Source organism: Acidobacteriota bacterium (assembly GCA_016196035.1).
Classification (GTDB): domain Bacteria; phylum Acidobacteriota; class Blastocatellia; order RBC074; family RBC074; genus JACPYM01.
The window spans coordinates 16,076-36,538 of sequence record JACPYM010000055.1; the positions used below are offsets into that span (position 1 = coordinate 16,076).

Here is a 20,463-nt window from a genome sequence, read left to right on the forward strand (position 1 = left end):
CGTCAGCCAACAGCCTGGGGTGCACTGGGGTGCAGCCCCAGGCAGCACATTGAGTCTTGGCGCGAAGCCCTGAAAGGGCGGCAGCCAGAGGTTTGGCTGCCGCCCTTTCAGGGCTGGCCGAACCATTTGCACGACTCCCCAGGGCTTCACCCTGGGCTGTTGGCTGGTCGTCCCTTTGGGACTTTTCGGAAATTCTTTTTCTTGAAAACTATAGCAGGAAGGCGCGCCAACCAGTTGCTCACTGCGAGAGAATTGAGAATGGAGAGTTGAGAATGAAAAGCGCCAAAGCGCTGGCCCGCCTCAAAGCGTCCGAACCGTCACCATCAGCTTCCACAAATCGCGTTTCATCAACTCGGCCCAGACGCGCACGCCCGCCAGCATCAAGGCACGATCATTCAGCAAGGCCAGCGTGACGCGGCGCTGTTCGCTGTTGCGGCTGGTCAGCAATTCGATCTTGGCCGCGCGCTGCCGCGAAGCCGGCGCGGGCAGCAAATCGCCCTGCTGCCAGGCGCGCAAGAGCCGTTCGCGCCGTGTGCCCAACTCCGGTTGCGTCGGCACAGGCGCATTCAGGTAGCGCCAAAAGTTTTCAGGATAGCCCGCGTGGAATTCGTTGGGGCGGTCGAAGATTTGCGCCAGCATATTCGGCGCATCGCGCAACGCCAGCTTGCTGCCCGCCGCTTGCCGAATACCAATCAGCGATAACAGCAACGAAGCTGCACCGCCGCTGATGCCCAAGGCATTCCCCAGATTGGCCGTGCGTTCATTGAACTGAAGCGCCGTGCCGATGATGCCTGTTGCGCCACCACTCACGGCATTGGCGATGCCGTTCAGCAACAGTCGCCGGTCACGTTGCGCGGCCAGATAGTTGCTGACTTCCGCGATCTTTTCCAACTCGCTATCGATTTCCGCGACCACGCCATCCGCTTCGAGCGTGGCGCTCAGCACGGTTTCCGTGATCTGCTGGCGCAGCGCCAGCGCTTCCAAACTCAGGCCGTTGCCCGGCTGGCGCGCGGCTTCCGGCAGTTGTTGATAGCGTTCGAGCAATGACGCCACACCCGTCAAGCGCGCCACTTCCTGTGCGCTGACAGCGGTTTTGGATTTCGTTTGGCTGGCGTTCGTCAGCGCCGCGCTAGGGGTTTGCGCCTGCACTGCGTGACCATTCAAGCAACCCAGCGCCAGCACGATCCCCAAGCAGGTTTGCCAAAGACAAGTAACAGTTTTCATTTTGGTTCCTTCCCAAACATTCGGTTTCAAGTGCGGGTTGCATAGGATTCGGCAGCCAATGAAAGCGCCGCGCCAGCGTTGCTTGCTGACGGCAGTGCGCAAGCATTCTTTGGCGGCAGCATTGACCGCACACAGAGTAATGCTGGCTTTGCACCTCGGCAATGGGCAAGTGGGCGGCTAGATGCGACAGTTGTTCAAACCGCGCGGTGGGAAAAATACGGGCCGCCATTGTGTAATCACAACGGCGGCCCGGCTGGACCTTGCTTGTGTAAGGGTATGCTATGTGAGGTTGTTATTTGACGGCGATCTCAATCTGTTTCGGTTTTGATTCCGCCCGTTTGGGCAAAGTGACATTCAACATGCCATCTTTGAAATCCGCGCCCACCTTGCTGGCGTCCACGTAATTCGGCAAGGTGAAGCTGCGCATGAATTCACCATAGCTGCGTTCGACACGGTGATAATTCTCGCGTTTGGTTTCGCCTTCGAATTTGCGTTCGCCACGCACCGTGAGCACGTTGTCTTCAATGCTCACCTTGACGTCTTCGCGTTTCACTTCGGGCAATTCGGCCTTGACGACAATCTCATTGTCCGTTTCAAAAATGTCACAGGCTGGCGCCCAAGTGGCCAGTGAGAAATTCTCTTCGCCTTCCGGTGCATAACCGAAATTCTCTCCGAAGAGCCGGTTAATGCGGCGTTCAAAATCACGAAACGGGTTGGTCACGACCCCGCGCGTCTCTTTGGCCGGGGCCACTGCGGTTGCTTTGAACATAAATACCTCCTTCTTTGAAACTGCTGTTAATCGCACTGAAAGGGCCACACACAATGTGCGGCGGCGCTTTCATCACCTTTTCAGCTTCGCTTTTTGCCGGGTGCAAAGTGCGTGCCGCGCGTGGCCTGCCGGTTTTGACTGGCTGAACGGCTTGGATTGCGGGGTTTCTCGCGCAGGTTGAGCATCTTTGCGCGCTTTGTCGTAAATCTCCCGCACGTGTATAGCAGTGCGCGTCTGGCATATCGGTTGCCGTCAGGAAGCATAAGACTGCGCTGCACATTTCGCAGCGTAATCGTTGCCTGAGATTGATTCGGATAAGGAGGAACTGTTATGACGACCTACAAGAGTGACGAACAAATCAAACAAGAAGTGTTGCGCGAGTTACGTTGGGACACGCGCGTCAATGAAACGGAAATCGGCGTCATCGTCCACCTGGGTGTGGTGACGCTGACCGGTACGGTAGACAGTTATGGCAAGAAGCTGGCGGCCCAGGATGCCGCGCATCGGGTCGCGGGCGTCCTGGATGTCGCCAACGATGTGCAGGTGAAGTGGCCCGGCCTGTTTGCGCACACCGATGCCGATATTGCACAAGCGGTGCGGCGCGCGCTGGAATGGGACGTCTTGGTGCCCGCCGATAAAATTCAATCCACTGTGGCCGACGGCTGGATCACGCTCACCGGCACGGTCGAATACTTAGGCGAACGCGAAGACGCCGAGCGCGCCGTGCGTCATTTGCGCGGCGTCAAAGGCGTCATCAATCAAATCGCGATTGCCGAAAAAGAGCTCGAACCCGAAGAGGTGCGCACTGTCATCGAAGAAGCGCTCGAACGCCGCGCCGACCGCGAAGCCAGACGTATCAAAGTGACGGTTGCCGATGGCACCGTGACGCTCGCGGGCGTCGTGCGCAATTGGGCGGAACGCCGCGCCATCATCGGCGCCGTCAGTCACACGCCGGGTGTGCACACGGTTCACGATCACTTGCGCATTGATCCGTATTACTTGGCGGCGGCGGCGGCATAAACAGTTCAGTAGTCGTTTGTCATTTAGATCGGTTTGAAAGCGTGGCCAGCGCGTTTGTAGTCCCGCTTTCAGGTGGTCGGCGCGGCGCTAGTGTTATAGTTTTAAAGAAAACGAATTTCCGAAAAGTCCCAAAGGGACGACCAGCCAACAGCCCAGGGTGAAGCCCTGGGGGTCGTGCAAATGGTTCGGCCAGCCCTGAAAGGGCGGCAGCCAAGCCTAGGGCTGCCGCCGCCCTTTCAGGGCTTCGCACAACGACTCAATGCGCTTCCTGGGACTGCCCCCCAGGCTGTTGGCTAACGCTCCGTTGGAGCTTGCTACGGAAATTCTTCTTCTTGAAGTCTTTATCAACCACCTAAACGCGGAGCTACAAACGCGCTGACCCACTATCTCAGTTGTCCCACTGCGGATGGAAGAACTTGTGAGGCCCTCAGCCGCATACTATGATTCCCGCCCGATGATCCCCGACTACGCCACTCTCCACGAATTTGCCTATAACGAATGGCAGACGCTGCGGCGCGTGCGGCATCCTGACTATCCGGGCACGTGCCTGCTCAAAACGCCGCGCGCCGCGCAACCGAGTGCTGCCGACCTCGAACTGCTCGCCCGCGAATTCACGCTCCTCAAAGAATTGGACATCCCTGGCGTGCCGCGCGTCTTGGATTTCGTGCGCCACGAACAACAGGCCTGGCTGCTGTTGGCCGATGAAGGCGGCGCGACGTTGACGCCCGCGACTGGATTAGGCTTGCAGGAATTTTTCGACTTGGCGTTGCAACTGACCGCGCTGCTGGCCGAATTGCAGCGCCGCGAGATCACGCACAACCATTTGAATCCGCGCGCGCTCTTGCGGCATCCGGTGACCGGCGCGCTGACGCTAACCGATTTCAGTCTGGCCGTGCGCGGCGCTGCCGAACGCCCGCCGCAGGCCGTGCGCGGATCGTTGGCCTATCTTGCCTACTTCGCGCCCGAACAAACGGGCCGCATGAAACGCGCGGTAGATTATCGCAGCGATTTTTATGCGCTGGGCGTGGTCTTTTATGAATTGCTGACGGGCCGCGTGCCGTTCGAATCGGATGACCCGCTTGAATTGATGCACTGGCACATCGCCAAGCCCCCGCAACCGCTCACCGAATTGAATCCCAACCTGCCCGCGCCCCTGAATCAAATCGTATTGAAGCTCTTAGCCAAAAATGCCGAAGACCGCTATCAGAGCGCGGTGGGGTTGCAGGCCGATCTGGAAATTTGCGCGCGCGCCTGGGCTACACAACGGCGCATTGAAGCGTTCCCGCTGGGGCAACACGATGTCGCTGATCGCTTCATCATCCCGCACAAGCTTTACGGGCGCAGCGGTGAAAGCGCGGCCTTGCTGGGTGCGTTTGAACGCGCCTGTGCTGGGCAGACTTCGTTGTTGCTGGTCGCGGGTTATTCAGGCATCGGCAAGACGTCGCTGATCGAAGAATTGCAGCGGCCCATCGTGCAACGCCACGGTTATTTCTGCGCGGGCAAATTCGAGCAGGTGTTGCGCAACCAACCGTTCAGCGCCTTGATCCAGGCCTTGCGCGGGCTGTTGCGGCAACTGTTGGGCGAAAGCGAAGCGCAACTGGCAGCTTGGCGCAAACGCTTGAGCACGGCCTTGGGCGTCAATGGCGGCGTGCTGGCCGAGGTCATCCCCGAAATCGAGTTGATCATTGGGCCGCAACCCGCGCCGCCCACGCTCGCCCCAGCCGAAGCGCAAAACCGCTTTCAATTGGTCTTCCAGAATTTCTTCGCGGCTCTCGCGCAACCTGAGCATCCGCTGGTGCTCTTTCTGGATGACCTGCAATGGGCCGATGCCGCGACGCTCGGCTTGTTGCAACCGTTATTAACCACCAAAGACATTCAAAGTCTGTTGTTGTTGGGCGCTTATCGCGATAACGAAGTAGACGCCGCGCATCCGCTATTGCGCACGTTGAAGACGGTCGAAACGGCGGGCGGACAGATGCAACGTTTGACGCTGGGGCCGCTGGGCCTGAGCGAACTGGCGCAATTGATTTGCGCTGTCTTGCACGGCGAACTGGCCGAAGCCGCGCCCCTGGCCGAACTGGTGCTGGCCAAAACCGGCGGCAATCCGTTCTTTGTCACGCAGTTTTTGCGCACGCTCAAACAGGAAGGCTATCTCCGCTTTGAGCACGCGCGGGGCCGCTGGGCTTACGACTTGACTGCCATCGCCGCCGCCCCGCTGACCGACAACGTGATTGAGCTGTTGACGCGCAAGCTGCAACGGTTGCCCGCCGCGACCCAACACGTACTGACGCTCGCCGCCTGCATCGGCAACACCTTTGACCAAGCCACGCTCGCCCTGGTCAGCGAACAATCGCCGGCAGCAGTCGCGGCGGATTTGCAAGCGGCGCTGGCTGAAGGGCTGATCTTAGAGATGGCGGATGGCGGAATGCGGATGGCGGATTCGTCGAATGTCGAAGCAATGGTTGAATCCGTTATCGTTGCTGATGAAAATCCGCCATCCGCATTCCGCCATCCGCCATCCTATGCTTTTCTCCACGACCGCGTGCAACAGGCCGCTTACGCGCTGATCCCGGCGGAACGCAAACAGTCCGTGCATCTGGCAGTGGGCCGTTTGTTGCGCGCGCGCGCCACAGCCGAACACAGCGAGGAACGTTTGCTGGCAGCCGTGCAGCATTTGAATCTGGGCAGCGGCTTGATCACGGACGCCGCCGAACGCGTGACGCTCGCGCAACTCAATTTACAAGCAGGCCAGAAAGCCAAAGCGGCCACCGCGCACACCGCCGCGCTGGACTATTTTCAAGCGGGCGCGCAGTTGCTGACCGAAGAAAATTGGCAGAGTGATTACGATCTCGCCTTTGCCTTGCGGCTTGAGGCTGCGGAATGTCAGCGGCTGGGCGGTGAATTCGCCGCCGCGGAACAGGCTTACGCAACCTTGCTGCCACGCGCGCGCACCAAGCTGGAGCAAGCGCGCGTGTACGGCCAGTGGATTTTGCAGCACGAAAACCAGGCGCATTACGCCGCCGCGCTGGCCACCGCGCGCACCTGCCTGGCGCTGTTCGGCGTCGAATTCCCCGCGACCGCTGCTGAACAAGAGGCCGTGTTGGAAAGTGAGATTGCCGCGATTCAAACCTTGCTCGACGGACGACCCATTGCCGCTTTGCTCGAATTGCCGGTGCTGCGCGATCCCGCCATTCGCATGGTGTTACAAGTGCTGACGCTGATCTGGTCATCGGCTTACATCGCTGGCGCACAGGCGTTGACGCGGCTGATTTCGGTGACGATGGTGCGCCTCTCGCTGCAACACGGCAATGCCGAAGAGTCGGCTTATGGTTACGTCACGCACGCCATCACCGTCGGCCCACTGCGCGGCGATTATGCGGCCTGTTACGAATTCGGGGTGCTCGCCTTGCGCGTCAACGAGCGGTTCAACGATGCGCGCCTGCGCGCCAAAATCTGCCAGCAGTTTCAGGCGCACGTCACGCTCTGGCGGCGGCCCTTGCAAACCTGCCTCGATTACGCGCGCGAAGCCCGGCAAAGCGGCTTTGAGAACGGCGATTTTACCTACGGCATTTACGGCGCGTTCACCGAAACCTGGACAGCCATCGTCATCACGCAAGACCTGGCGCAATACGTGCGCGCATACGCGCCCGATCTGCCGCTCTTCAAAAAGCTGAAAGCTGTTGCTGTTGCTGACGGCCAACAGGTGATGCTGAATTTCGCGCGGGCACTCCTGGGTGAATTGCCGGGCGAAGCGCGCGCGCCGCTATCGTTGACGGATGATTGTTTTGACGAAGAGGCCTATGTCGAAACCTATCGCGGCAATCCGTTCTTCTCGCTCTTTTATGCCGCCGCCAAGCTGCAACTGGCTTATCTGCTGGGCGAACACGCACAAGCGCTGAGCTATGCGCGGCAAGCGGGCGCACTGGCGACGCAACAGGCTGGCACCATCTGGACGCCCGTCTGTGATTTCTGGATTGGTCTGACGCTGGCGGCCAATTACGCCGCCGCCGCGCCGGATGAACGCCCAGCCATGCTGGCTGAAATGGAACGCAGGCACGCGGCGCTGGCCGTGCTGGCGGACAATTGCGCGGTGAATTACCGCTGTCAGGCCTTGTTGCTGGCAGCCGAGATGGCGCGCGTGAGCGGACGCCAACTGGCCGCGCTCGACCTGTATGAACACGCGCTGCAATTCGCCGAAGAGACGCACATGATTCAGCACCGCGCGCTGACGCACGAATTGCTCGGCCGCTTTTGGTTACAACGCGAACAACCCGCCGCCGCCGCCGCCTTTATGATCGAAGCCCGCGCCTGTTATGCGCAATGGGGCGCACAAACCAAAGTGGCCGAGTTGGAGCGCCGTTATGCGCCGCTGTTCAAACGTTTCAGCCGCGCCGCTGCGCCAGCCGAAGCGGGGCGCACGCTGCTGGCCGACACCACTGTCGCGTTTGATTTGCTGAGCGTCACCAAAGCCGCTCAGGCCATCGCGGGCGAAATGGAACGCGAGCAATTGCTGGCCACGCTCTTGCGCATCGTGCTGGAAAACGCCGGGGCCGAGCGCGTCGTGTTGTTGCTGGAAGAACGCGGCCAAGCATTTGTACACGCCGAAGGCACGCTCGAACACGTCACGGTACACGCAGCCACACCCCTCGAAGCGACCCCGAAATTGCCGCACAGCGTCATCAATTACGTCCGCCACACACAACAAAGCGTCGTGCTGGCCGATGCGCAAACCGCCAGTCAGTTCAGCGCCGATGCCGACATTCAACAACGCCAGCCGCGTTCGGTGCTGTGCCTGCCGGTGCTGCAACAGGGCGCGCTCGGCGGCGTGCTCTATCTGGAAAACAATCAAGTCACCGACGCGTTCACCCCGGCGCGCTTGCAGGTGATGCAGATCCTCGCCGCGCAGGCCGCCATCTCGCTCGAAAATGCGCGGCTTTACGCTGAAACCAAAATCGAAATGGAACAACGGCGGCGCGCCGAGGCAACCCTGCGTTCGATCACGGCGGGCACGGCGGCGGTCACGGGCGGTGATTTCTTCCGTTCGATGGTCACGCATCTGGCTGCCGCCTTGCCGGTCAAACTCGCCTTTGTCACCGAATGCGCCAACGTCAGCAAAACGCGCGCGCGCATGCTGGCTTTCTGGAACGGCGAGGGCGTTATCACCGATCACGAATATGAGGTGAAAGACACGACCTGCGAATTCGTTTATCAAGGCCGGCCTTGTTATTACCCGGCCCATCTCCAGCAACTTTTCCCCAAAGAAGAAGTGCTGGTCGAACTCGACGGGCAGAGTTACATCGGCTTGCCCTTGTGCGGCAAAACTGGCGAATTGATCGGCCACCTGGCCGTGATTGACGATCAACCGTTGACCGAAACGCGCGGCGCGCAAATGCAGGACGTGTTGCAAATTTTTGCCGCCCGCGCCAGCGTCGAGTTGGAACGCACCAAAGCCGAAGCCGAATTGCGGCAGGCGCTGGCCGAGATCGAAACGCTCAAAAATCAATTGCACGCCGAGAACGTTTATTTGCAGGAAGAGATTCGCCACGAACACAACTTCGATGAAATCATCGGCAGCAGTCCGGCGCTCTTGACCGTCTTGCAACAAATCGAATTGGCCGCGCCCACCGATGCGACCGTGCTGATTCTGGGCGAAACCGGCACCGGCAAAGAATTGATCGCGCGCGCCATCCACAATCGCAGCGCGCGCCGCGACCGTCCGCTGGTCAAAGTCAATTGCGGCGCCATCTCCGCCGGGTTGGTCGAGAGCGAACTCTTCGGCCACGTCAAAGGCGCGTTCACGGGCGCGCTCGACAAACGCACGGGCCGCTTTGAACTCGCTCACGGCGGCACGCTCTTTCTGGACGAAGTCGGCGAATTGCCGCCTGACACCCAGGTCAAACTGCTGCGCGTCTTGCAGGAAGGCGAATTCGAACCGGTCGGCAGCAATCGCACCGTCACCGTGGACGTGCGCATCATCGCCGCCACCAACCGCGACCTCGCCGCCGAAGTCAAAGCCGGACGCTTTCGCGCTGATTTGTACTATCGGTTGAACGTGCTGCCGCTGCACAATCCCGCCCTGCGCGAACGCCACGCAGACATCCCGCAACTGGCGATGTTCTTTCTGGCGCGTTACGCCAAACGCTTCGGCAAAATGGTGAATGGGATCGCCCAAGAGACGATGGAGGCGCTCATCAATTACGGCTGGCCGGGCAACGTGCGCGAATTGCAAAACCTGATCGAACGCGGTGTGGTGCTGGCAACTGGCTCCACCTTAAGCATGTCACGCGAACTTTTACCGGTCACAACGCCAAGCGAACGCCCGCCCGCGCAGACAACAATGCCGGCAACGCCGCCACCAACAATAGCCACCCCGTCAACGGCCAGCATGGACGAGGTCGCCCGCCAACACATCCTGGCCGTGTTGGAACAAACCGGCTGGGTCATCGAAGGGGCCAAAGGCGCGGCCAGTCAACTCAATCTGCATCCCAACACCTTGCGCAGCCGCATGAAAAAGCTTGGCATTAAGCGGCCGTGACCCGGGTACGCACGCCTCCTTGCGTGCTTCGTTGTGTCAGGCGGGCTCGTGCTGAAAGGAAATTCTTTGACCTTTCTCAATCCCCTTCCAAGCAGCGCGCAGGGATGCGTGCGTGCCCGGGTCACGACATCCGTTTTTCCATTGTGGGGTTCAGGTCGTAGGCCGCTGACTGTCCTTTCGGAATGCTGATCCATTGCCATTCACCCTGATGCAGCAGGCGCGCCAGCAAAATCAACTGGCCGACGTGCATGGCCACATGCGCCAACGAACGGCAAAGCGCTTCGTGTACGGTGAACGCCTGGCCGCGAATCGTCACCGACAACGACAAATCCGCAGGGCGCAACGCTGACAGCTCACGCAACAACACTTCCCAACCTTGCGCCCACAACTCATCCATCTGCTGCCGGGCGTATTCAACCGCTGCGAATTCGGCCTCACGGTCACGCCACGGCTTCTCGCCATCCGTCATCAGAAAGTCGGTGAAGCGCGAACGAAAATTTCCGCTGATATGTCGTACCAACATCGCGGCGGAATTGCCATCGGCGTACAGAATGCGATTCAACTCAGCGTCGGGAATCTGTTGCAGCGCGCGTTCGCCCAGCACTTTGTAGCGTTCGTATTCGTCCAGAAAATCTTTGAGCATAAGCCCTCCCGGTTAAGTGTGGTGTGAACTGTAAGACAGGGTGGGCTGAATCGTGAAGTCTCGCTGGGAGTGCGGATGTGCCGATACTGCTGGCGAATGTCCGACAAGCTGCCAGCTTGTCGGACGCCTGGCCGTTAAACCCAGTGTTCGCCAGCCACGACCACGACAAGCTGGCAGCTTGTCGGACAACTTGGCGCATTCGCCAACGGTATCGTACCGTCCACGCTCCCAAGCATTAACCGCTCTCCCCCTCAACGCATCGCGACATCCTTTGGCCGCACACCTGCTATATTCAGCCGCATGGAATACAAGCCCATCCGCGCGCACAAATAAAGCGTCTTACCATCCGCATCGCCCCACGCCATGTTGTGCACGTGTTGCGGCGCAATGATCGTGCCCAAGTGTTCGCCTTGCGACGAGAGCACCCACAAGCCGCCGGGGCCGGAGACATACACGTTGCCCGCCTGGTCTACCTTCACGCCGTCAATCGCGTCTTCGCCTGGGGCGTTGGTTAGATCAAAAAAGACTTTGCCGTTGCGCAACGTGCCATCCGCTTGCACCTCGTAACACATCACGACCTTTTTGTGCTCGTCCCAGTTGCCAACGTAAAGCAGCTTTTCATCGGGCGACAACGCGATGCCATTCGGCCCGCTGAATTCCTTGGTCAGCAATTGCAGTTTGCCCCGCTGCAACGCATAGACGCCGCTGAAGGGCAATTCCTTGCGCGGATCGTCCCCAAACGTTGGCAAGCCAAACGGCGGATCGGTAAAGAACAGCGTGCCATCCGAACGATAGACCAGATCGTTCGGACTGTTCAGCCGCTGGCCTTCAAACTTGTCGGCCAGCACTGTCTCGCCGCCGTCTTTTTCCAAGCGCACGACGCGGCGATTGCCGTGCTGATTGATCGTCAAGCGACCTTGCGGATCAAGCGTCAGCCCGTTCGAGCCGGGCTGTTTGTAGGCGGCGATGTCCGCGCCGCTGTAACCGCTGGGCCTGCGAAAGACTGCGAGCTTGCCCGGGTTCGCACCTTGTGGCGTGAACTGCCAGATCGTGTTGCTGTTCGGATCGCTGAAGAGCAACGCGGCGCCTGTCCAAATCGGCCCTTCGGTAAATTTGAAGCCTTCCGCCAGTTTGAAAATCTTCGGATTCGGCCCGACGATTCTTTCGATGGCGGCGGCATCGTGTTTGACGATCTGCACATTGACTTCGCTAGGAACGATAGCGAACGGCCCTGGGTTTTCGGTGGCATGAAATTCCAGCTTGGCCTCGCGCACCCAGATGAAATTGGTCGGCGGATTCGAGAGCGGCCCGTTGATGCCGAAAATTGCCAGTTGAATCTGCTGCCCCGGTTGCACGTCGCGCCCAATCACCAAACGGTTCGGCGCGTTCCAGCCGCCGATCACCGAGCCGCCCATCTGGCCCAAGTGCCGCGGCAGCTCACCATTCACCCAGACCTCGGCGTAATCATCCAGCGCCGTTTGAAAGACAATCGTCGCGCCTTTGGTGTCGAATGCGCCGATGCGTTCAGGCACCGTCAGCCGGATGCGATACCAGTTGAAACACAGCCGCCCGGTCGAACGCCGCTCACTCAACGATGACGCGGGAATCGCTTCCCACTGTGCGTCATCGAACTCGGCCACGCCCGCTTTCGGTTCGTAGTCATAAGTCTTGAGCGCCTTGCCAGTCGGCTGTTTGTCCGGCCCTGGCGCGCGAAAGTCGGTCTCGATGATGCGCGTGTCGCTGTAACGCCACTGTCCGTTGACCAGGCGTGCGCCTTCGTCCGTCGCCAGATCAATCGTTGCCAACGGCTTACCGTTGGGCACGCCAGGCACCATTTGCTGCGCCTGGGAAACGATTTCAGAAATCCCTTGATACAACGCAGCAGCAATCATCAAGACGAAAGCCGCCGCCATCCATTGCAATCCTCTCCTGCTCATTTGCTTCCTCCCGCAAAAGAGCATGGAGTTCAAGCTTTAGCTTGTTTGGCGCGCGCCGCGCGCCGCAGACAGCCTAAAGGCTGAACTCCATGCACTTTTGCTGACTGCTTTAACGTGCCTTCACGACGTAGTAATTCAGCGGCCCCGGCACTTCCTTGAACCAGTGCGGCGTGCCTGCCGGAACGATGATCACATCGCCTTTGCTGATCGTGCGCGTCTCGCCGCCTTTCACATCCGTGCCGCGCAGTTCGCCCGGCGCGATGGTTTTGCCGTCCACGAGTTGCCCGCCGGTAACAAACGTCGCCGTGCCTTCGAGCACGTAAATGATGTCGGCGTCCTGTTCGTGGACCTCGACCATGCCGGCTTTGTCGCGATGGCTGGCGTGCACCATGTACTTGTCGCTTTGATCGAATAACACCGCGCCTTTGGCAAAGGCGGCTGTTACTTTTTCTTTCTCGAAGTAACTTACTCGCGCCTTGCCTGCTTCGGGATTTGCGAGTGCGCTCGCTCCGGCAATCGCCAACTCTTCGTCCTGTTGCGCCGAAGCCGCGCCGCTGACGCCGACCGCGCCGACAATTTGACCATCCACCACGACCGGCACGCCGCCTTGCAAAGGCGTGAACAGGCTGTCAGGCAAGGCGACCATCGCAGTGCGCCCGTTTTTGATAATGTCCTCGAAAACCTTGGTCGGCTTTTTGAAAAGTGCCGACGTGCGCGCTTTGCCGATGGAAATTTGCGCGCCGGCGGCAAACGTGCCGTCCAGGCGTTCGAGCGCCATCAGATTGCCGCCGTCATCCACGACGGCGATCACGCCGCCGGGGGCCTTGACGCGCCTGGCTTCAGCCTTGGCGGCGTCTATTACTTTTTTTGCGCCATCGAGCGTCAGGGTTTTCTTCTCGATAACTTGGGCCAGAGCGATGTTACCTAAGCTGAGCAACAGCGCTAATAACATAACGTTTTTCAAGTATGCTTTCATTTTCCCTCCCTCACTGATAAGAAAAAGGCACAGGCTCCAACTCGCCTGCCGCCAGCCGGAAACCTGTGCCTGTGGTTCAAACCGCGCGGTTGTTACATCTTCGCCAGCGTGTCCGGCGTAATGGTGATCCTGAACAACTCGCCGTTGCGCGTGAAGAAGGACGAAGTCTTTGCCGCGTGAACCTTGCCGTGCTCTGGCACGCCCGCATCCAGCGTTTTCTGACGCGGGCCTTGGTTGGGGCCGACACCGGGTTCCTCATCCACTTCGGTGCCCGCGTCGTAAAGCATCAAGTCTGCCGTGATGTCGCCGCTCAATGGCTTGCCGTTGTTGAACAAGTCAATGCCCTGGCGTTTCGGTGCATAGAACCAATCGTTCGATTGGCCGAACATCATTGCCAGCGACAAGCGCATACCCGGTTTGGCCGAGAAGCTGAATTCGTAAGCGCCGCCCGGCCCAATCGGCCCCGGCTTGTCAGCGCCGGCGGGTGTGTTGAAGACACCGTGGCCCATGTGTTCGCGGCCTTCCAGCACCTTCACGATCTCGCCCGGGTTGCCGGTCTCGGCCAAAGCTTCCAAGCCATTGACAGCGGGCAGGCCTTCGCGGAACAGGCGCACCTCGCGCTCGTGCAACACGAATAGGCCGGGCGACAACGCAAAGGGCCATTTGGTGCCGTCCTTGGCCGTTTGTTCTTGCGAGATGTTTTCGATGCGCACGGTGAATTTGGTTTCGCCTTTGCCGCCGTGTTGGGCAAAAGCCGTCACGCCCAACGCGACCACCGCCAGCAGACTAAAGAAAAAAGCACGTTTCATATTTGATCCTCTCCTCATTCTCAATTGGGTGATTGTTCAATTGCGGCAAGGCCCAGCGACACAGATGCACCAGGCGCGCCGCAGTGGATACAACGCTTGTTATTTTGGTGATGCAGTTTCGCGCACGCGACCTGCCGTTTCTGCCACACGTGAACTTGCGCCGCCGCCAGCATTCCCAACGGCGGTGCCGTGAAATAAAGCCACCACGCCGTCCAGATATTCCCGCCCGCAGCCGAACCGAACGTCCGCGCCGGATTCATGCTCATACCCGACAGCGGTGTTTCAAAGCTGATGTACAACGCGACCAACAAGCCAGCAAATACTCCTGTGTAGCGGGCGATGTTACTCGTGTTAGAAACATTAAGTACCATCGTCATCAGAATAAAGGTAATGACAACTTCGGCGGCAAACGCAACTTGCACCCCGTAGTTACCCGGCAAGGTAGCCACACAATTCACCGCCGGGTGACTTAAGTTACTTTGCCAGATAACTGAAGCTAGCAATACACCCGCCGCACCGCCGATAAATTGAAACAGCACATAGCCGAGCGCATCCGCACCGCTGATTTTGCCCAGGCGCCAAAACGTCAGCGTCACCGCCGGGTTGAAATGTGCGCCTGACTGTTGACCCCATGGCGAATAAATCAAACAGATCGCCGTCAATCCCATTGCCAATCCCATCATGACGCGGCGCGTAAAGCCGTCGGCCAACGCTTGCCGCACGGGTGAAGCCGGATGTTCCAGCAACACGCCGAAGCTGCAAGCCGACACCATGAAAATCCCCAGCAAGGCCGCCTCCATCAGATATTCAGGCCAGTGTCTTTTCAGCGCGTCTAGTAACATCGTGTTATTGCCCCCTCTTCGTTCACGCCGTAAAAATGCCGTTACCAGCGCCGATTATTCCCAGCGATTTTCAGTCGGCGTTATTCGTCCGAAACCATCAACCGGACACAGCCGACCATTCATACGGCACAGCACACCACCTGTTTAGTAGCGATTGGTTTTTCCGGCGAATTGAATTTAGGATGAGGTGGCGTTGACTGTAGGCTCGAACATCCTTCAAGGGCAATTCATGGGCGCCCTAACATCACCGTTATGACCACACCGGCAGTTTTAACCAATCTATTAGGCTTCATCACCGGGGCGGCGTTATACGGCATGTTGCTGTGGATGGTGTTGCGGCAGCCGCGTGCCAGCGCACGCCAAGCCAAAGATGGGTTGCCGTTGCTGACGGCCTTGCTGGGATTGGCCTGGAATGTGGGCGGTTTGCTGACATTCGGCTTGTCACCAGTCAGCCATGTGCGCGATGCCTGGTTCTTTCCCTTGCTGGTCGCGGCGGCCTTTACGGCCTTGGGTTTTTTGCCGGCGGTTGTCGTGCATTCGGTCTTGCGCACGGGCGAAACCTGGCAGGGGCGTTCATCGGCGTGGGGCATGAGCGTCGCGGCCTATTGCCTGAGCACGGCGGCTTCGGTGCTGCATTTTCAACAAGCGCTGGCGCTGGGGGATGCGCCGTCGCATTGGGCCTTGCATCTATTGACGGGCGGCTTTGCACTGCTGATTGTCGCCTTGCTGTTCGCCGCGCGTGGCGCGGCGCAACGTCCGGGCTGGCCCAAAGCGGGAGTGGCCGCGCTGGCGGTGTTCGCCGTTTCGGCGGCGCATTTGAGCCATCACGAAGGCGCTGACTATTCGTGGTGGGTGGAATTGATCGGCCATCATGCCTCTTTGGCCTTGATCGCGGTGATCCTCTACCAGGATTACCGGTTTGCGCTGGCCGACCTGTTTTTGAAACGGGCGCTGGCCTTGATGCTGTTGGTGGCGGTGTCGTTCGGGTTGTATCTCACGGTGGCCGCCCCGCTGTTTCACCGTTGGCAACCTGCCACAGAATTGCATCCCTGGGCAGTCGGGTTGATGTTGGCCTTGTGGGTGCTCACGGCGCTGGTGTATCCGTGGTTGAAACGCGCCGTGGTGTGGCTGGTGGACGCCGTCATCTTGCGCCGCGCCGATTACGACACGCTGCAACACGAGTTGGCGCAAACCCTGGCGGATTGCGAATCTGCCGATGCCGTGCTCGCCACCGTCTGCCAACAACTTGCTGACGCATTGACGGCGCACGAAATTTCCTGGACGGCGCACACCGAGGATTTCTCTACCAAAAAGACGACTGGCCCGTTGTTGCCACGTATCGAGTTGCAACGGCGCACGCGCGAATCCGCTCCCGCGCTAACCAACGTGCTGGTGCCGACGAGCGAAGCCCCGCAATACCGTTTGCACGTGGGCGCTTTGGCGGGTGGCCGCCGCTTGCTTTCGGACGATCAAACCATGCTTGAAACCGTGGCGCTGCTGGCGGCACGGCGCATTGACGCGGTGCGGGTCGTGCACGAACGTTGTATGCGCGATTTGCACGAACAGGAAATGCAGAAGCTCGCCACCGAAGCTGAGTTGCGCGCCTTGCGGGCGCAGATCAACCCGCACTTCCTCTTCAATGCTCTGACGACGATTGGGTATTTGATTCAAACCGCGCCCGCCGCCGCTGTGCAAACGCTTTTGCGGCTGACCGCGTTGTTGCGCGCCGTCTTGCGCAAAGGCGAAGGCGAATTTTGCACGCTCGGCGAAGAGTTGGAATTGATCGAGGCGTATTTGGACATCGAGCGCGCGCGCTTTGAAGATCGCTTGCGCGTGGTGTTGGACGTGCCAACGGAATTGCACAATGTGCGCATCCCGGCGTTGCTGTTGCAGCCCCTGGTCGAAAACGCCATCAAACATGGCATCACACCCTTGCGCGCGGGCGGCGAAGTCGTCGTCTGGGCGCGGCGGGAAGCAAGCAAAGACAACACTGAGCGCTTGCACATCCGCGTCACCGACACCGGCCAAGGCGTGGGCGAACAGGCGCTGGCGCACGGACGCACGCGCGGCGTCGGCCTAGCGAATGTCGAACAGCGCTTGCAACGGCATTTCGCCGACAGCGCCAGCTTCAGTTTGCGCAGCGCGCCCGGCGTAGGCACAACAGTCGAACTGTTCATACCTGCCGCCGCCGTCAGCACTAACAACGTCGTTCCGTTTGAAAGGAAAGCCGGATGAGCCAAGCCTTGCGCGTGATCATTGCCGACGACGAACGCCCGGCGCGCTCCTTTCTCGCGGCGCTGTTGCGTGGGTTTGAAGACGTCGAGTTGATCGGCGAAGCCGAAACCGGCACGGAAGCCGTCGCCTTGATCGAAGCCAATCGCCCAGACCTGGCCTTCCTCGATTTGCAAATGCCCGAGTTGGATGGCTTGGGTGTCGTGCGTATGCTGCACAAAAACTGTGTGCCGCTGATCGCCTTTGTCACGGCCTATGACGAATATGCGGTCAAGGCATTTGAACTCAACGCGGTGGATTATCTGCTCAAACCGGTGGAGCGCGCGCGTTTGCGCGCCACCATTCAACGCGCGCAGGAACGCCTGGAGCAAAGCGACTGGCGCGGCGCAGAAACCCAACGCTTGCAGGCCGCTGCTGAGGAATACGACCAAGCCACACGCCCGCCGCTGCTTGAACGCATCCCAGTACGCCAACGCGACGAGATCGTCATTGTCCCGGTCAAAGAGGTCGCTTCCATTGTCGCCGAAGGCGAGTTGCTGCACCTGACCACGGTCAAAAACGAGAGTTACACCTTGACCTATCGTTTGAAAGATTTGGAGGCGCGCCTGGACCCGGCCAAGTTCATTCGATTAGGACGCGGCGTGCTGGCGAATCTGGACATGTTGCGTCGTGTCAGCGCACTGCCTGGCGGGACGTATGTGGCGACGCTGGCGAATGGGCAGCAGTTAAATGTGAGTCGTTTGCAAGGCCGAATTTTGCGCGAGCAATTGTTGAAGCTGTAAGCCTGGGTAAACCTGGGTACGCACCGCTTCCAGCGTGCAGTCTCGGCAATAGGCGCGCGAATGCCGGAGGGGCTTCCTTCCAGCATGGTTGTTTCTGCTCCCAAGCCTGCACGCTGGAAGCGGTGCGTACCCAGGTCACAGCAGCGTCCCGCGCAAAATCAGCGCGGCCACAGTAAAGTAAATCACGAGGCCCGTGACATCCACGAGCGTGGCGACAAACGGGGCCGACGAGGTCGCCGGATCAAAACCCAGGCGGCGTAAAAGAAAGGGCAGCATCGAACCTGAAAGCGTGCCCCACAACACGATGCCCACGAGCGATAAACCTACCGTCAATGCTACCAAAAACCAATGCGGGCCATAGATATTCGAGAAAGCCGACCAGAGGGCGATGCGCAAAAAACCGATGCTGCCCAGAATCGAGCCGAGCGCAAGACCGGAAAATACTTCGCGCCGCATCACGCGCCACCAATCCTTTAACGCTACCTCTTCCAACGCCAGCGCCCGAATCACCAGCGTGGAGGCTTGCGAACCGGAATTACCGCCGCTGGAAATAATCAGCGGCACAAAGGTCGCCAACACGACCGCCTTGGCGATTTCATCTTGAAAGAAAGTCATCGCCGTCGCCGTCAGCATTTCGCTGAGGAAGAGAATAATCAACCAACCGGCGCGCTTTTTGATCATGCTGCGTAGGCCAATCTGCATGTACGGTTCGTCGAGCGCTTCCAAACCGCCGATCTTTTGGATGTCTTCGGTCGCTTCGGCTTCGGCCACATCCAGCACGTCGTCAATGGTAACAATGCCGAGCAGGACGCCTTCGGAATCGGTCACCGGCAGGGCGTAACGATCTTCGCGTTTGATGACCTTGACGGCGGTTTCCTGATCGTCCGCCGCTTGCAAGGCGACAAACCGGTTGTCCATCAGATCGGCCACGCGCGCGTCGAGGGGCGCCAGCAGGAAGCTGCGATTGCGAATGTCATCAATCAACACACCGCGCTCATCCACGACGTAAATCATGCTCAGCGTCTCTGAATCCTGGCCGTGTGTGCGAATGAAATCGAGCACCTGCTGCACCGTCCATTCTCGCCGGACGCTGATGTAATCGGGCGTCATCAAGCGTCCGACGCTGTTTTCCGGGTAACCCAGCAAATTGACGGCGACGTTGCGTTCGGTGGGCGTGAGCAGGGCCAGCATCTGCCGTGTGACGTTGGCCGAGAGTTCTTCCAGCAGCAGCGTGCGATCATCGGGGGCCATCTCGTTGAGGATTTTGGCGACCTCCTCATGGCCCATCGCTTTGAGTAACTGCTCCTGATCGTTGAGTTCCAGATACTCGAACACTTCGGCTTCGAGATCGCGTGGCAGTACGCGAAAGACGATGACCTGCTCTTCGACGGGCAGCGCACCGATGATTTCGGCCAAATCGGGCGGCGAGTGCGCCAGCATTTGCTCGCGCAATTCAGGGAACGCGCGGCGGCGCACCAATTCACTGACCGCTTCAGGCGTGATGTTTTGAGCAGGTTGGTGAGGGGCTTGATCGGTTGACGGCATTCCTTCTCTCCCGTGCTTTAAGCCTAACGCTTAGATCATCGCAGCCTATGCATAATTCAAAGTGTAAACCTGGGTACGCAGCGCTTCCAGCGTGCAGACTCGGCGTGAGACAGTTTGATGCTGAAAGGAAATTCCTCCGGCCTTGTTCTGTTTGCCGCCAAGCCTGCACGCTGGAAGCGCTGCGTACCCAGGTTTACGCCTTCTTCCGTTTCAACAATTGATCGGCCAACACACCCAACAAAATTACCGCGCCCATCACCGCAAAATTCAAAGACGATGGGATGCCCAGCAGGTTGACCAAATTTTGCAACACCTGCAATAGCGCCGTGCCCAGCAAGATGCCGATGACCGAGCCTTCGCCGCCGCGCAAGCTACAACCGCCGAGCACCGCTGCCGCGATGCCGTATAACTCAAAGAAATTGCCGTGCGAAGAAGGCGAAATCGAGTTGGTGTAAAAGGCAAAGACGACAGCGGCCAGCCCCGTCAGCGCGCCGCAAATGATATACGCGCTCGCCAGCATCCGTTGTGAGTTGATGCCCGAATAGCGCGCGGCGTCTTCGTTGTTGCCGACGGCGAACAGATAACGACCGTACACCGAGCGGTGAATCAAGACCCACATCAACGCGCTGACGACCAGCAGCAACACAAAGGGCGTCGGCACACCGAACAGATTGCCGGTCGCCAGGCTCTGCCAGCGTTCGATGCCCACCGCCTCGCCGAAGCCTTTGGTCTCGTCATTCGCGATGAAGCGCGCCAGCCCGCGATAAAACAGCAAGCCGCACAGCGTCACGATGAAGGGTTGCAGGCGCACCCGCGCGATCAAAAACCCATGCAGCCAACCCAAGGCCATCGCCGCCAGCACGATCAACAAGATCGCCGCCAGCCCCGGCAGATGCCATTGTTGAATGGCGATGGAAAGCAGCACGCCCAGCAGCGCCATTACCGAACCGACCGACAGATCAATGCCGCCCGTAATGATGACGGTGCCCAGGCCCAGACCCAGCAAGCCATACGCGCCGATCAGCCGCGTCGTGTTTTGCAAATTTGCGGGCGCCAGAAAGCGCGGGTTTAGAATCGCGGTGATGGCGCAGAGGACAACGAGGAGAATGAGGATGCCGATCTCTTTTTTCATAGGTTAAATAGTTGATA

Annotated in this window: 13 protein-coding genes; 4 read left to right on the top strand and 9 right to left on the bottom strand. The window is 59.3% G+C overall.

The genetic code is table 11. The features are described from left to right. Window positions 1-300: 300 nt before the first annotated feature. On the bottom strand, window positions 301-1,224 hold the full coding sequence (locus HY011_16535; protein ID MBI3424542.1) for a hypothetical protein: 924 nt from the start codon (window positions 1,222-1,224) through the stop codon (window positions 301-303). Between the two features lie 292 nt (window positions 1,225-1,516). Continuing rightward, window positions 1,517-1,993, bottom strand: a complete 477-nt coding sequence (locus HY011_16540; GenBank protein ID MBI3424543.1) for an Hsp20/alpha crystallin family protein — start codon at window positions 1,991-1,993, stop codon at window positions 1,517-1,519. A 330-nt stretch (window positions 1,994-2,323) separates the two neighbouring features. On the opposite strand from HY011_16540, the gene HY011_16545 reads away from it, so the two are divergent. Both HY011_16545 and HY011_16550 read left to right on the top strand, forming a co-directional pair. Continuing rightward, complete coding sequence (locus tag HY011_16545; GenBank protein MBI3424544.1) at window positions 2,324-3,013, top strand: BON domain-containing protein; 690 nt, start codon at window positions 2,324-2,326, stop codon at window positions 3,011-3,013. A gap of 454 nt (window positions 3,014-3,467) precedes the next feature. After that, complete coding sequence (locus HY011_16550; protein ID MBI3424545.1) at window positions 3,468-9,548, top strand: sigma 54-interacting transcriptional regulator; 6,081 nt, start codon at window positions 3,468-3,470, stop codon at window positions 9,546-9,548. A gap of 121 nt (window positions 9,549-9,669) precedes the next feature. Here the strand turns inward: HY011_16550 and HY011_16555 are convergent, their stop codons facing one another. The 5 genes from HY011_16555 to HY011_16575 all read right to left on the bottom strand — a co-directional run bounded on the left by HY011_16555 (window position 9,670) and on the right by HY011_16575 (window position 14,713). Then, window positions 9,670-10,191, bottom strand: coding sequence for a DUF1572 family protein (locus HY011_16555; GenBank protein ID MBI3424546.1), 522 nt, complete (start codon window positions 10,189-10,191; stop codon window positions 9,670-9,672). A 251-nt stretch (window positions 10,192-10,442) separates the two neighbouring features. Continuing rightward, entirely contained in the window at window positions 10,443-11,606 is a 1,164-nt protein-coding gene (locus HY011_16560; protein MBI3424547.1) for an SMP-30/gluconolactonase/LRE family protein, read from the bottom strand. 631 nt (window positions 11,607-12,237) lie between these two features. After that, a complete protein-coding gene (locus HY011_16565) occupies window positions 12,238-13,104 on the bottom strand; it encodes a heme-binding protein (GenBank protein MBI3424548.1) in 867 nt (288 codons plus the stop codon). 92 nt (window positions 13,105-13,196) lie between these two features. Continuing rightward, window positions 13,197-13,913 (bottom strand): spondin domain-containing protein, encoded by a 717-nt coding sequence (locus HY011_16570; GenBank protein ID MBI3424549.1) that lies wholly within the window; start codon window positions 13,911-13,913, stop codon window positions 13,197-13,199. Between the two features lie 20 nt (window positions 13,914-13,933). Continuing rightward, on the bottom strand, window positions 13,934-14,713 hold the full coding sequence (locus HY011_16575; GenBank protein MBI3424550.1) for an aquaporin: 780 nt from the start codon (window positions 14,711-14,713) through the stop codon (window positions 13,934-13,936). 294 nt (window positions 14,714-15,007) lie between these two features. Between HY011_16575 and HY011_16580 the strand changes: the two genes are divergently transcribed. Together HY011_16580 and HY011_16585 are read left to right on the top strand one after the other, a co-directional pair. Further along, complete coding sequence (locus HY011_16580) at window positions 15,008-16,990, top strand: histidine kinase (protein ID MBI3424551.1); 1,983 nt, start codon at window positions 15,008-15,010, stop codon at window positions 16,988-16,990. Continuing rightward, window positions 16,987-17,769 (top strand): response regulator, encoded by a 783-nt coding sequence (locus HY011_16585; GenBank protein ID MBI3424552.1) that lies wholly within the window; start codon window positions 16,987-16,989, stop codon window positions 17,767-17,769. The genes HY011_16580 and HY011_16585 overlap by 4 nt, the downstream gene beginning before the upstream one ends. 135 nt (window positions 17,770-17,904) lie before the next feature. Here HY011_16585 and mgtE read toward each other — a convergent pair whose 3' ends face one another. Together mgtE and HY011_16595 are read right to left on the bottom strand one after the other, a co-directional pair. After that, on the bottom strand, window positions 17,905-19,314 hold the full coding sequence (gene mgtE, locus HY011_16590) for a magnesium transporter (protein MBI3424553.1): 1,410 nt from the start codon (window positions 19,312-19,314) through the stop codon (window positions 17,905-17,907). A gap of 193 nt (window positions 19,315-19,507) precedes the next feature. After that, window positions 19,508-20,446 (bottom strand): ABC transporter permease, encoded by a 939-nt coding sequence (locus HY011_16595; protein ID MBI3424554.1) that lies wholly within the window; start codon window positions 20,444-20,446, stop codon window positions 19,508-19,510. Window positions 20,447-20,463: the final 17 nt, after the last annotated feature.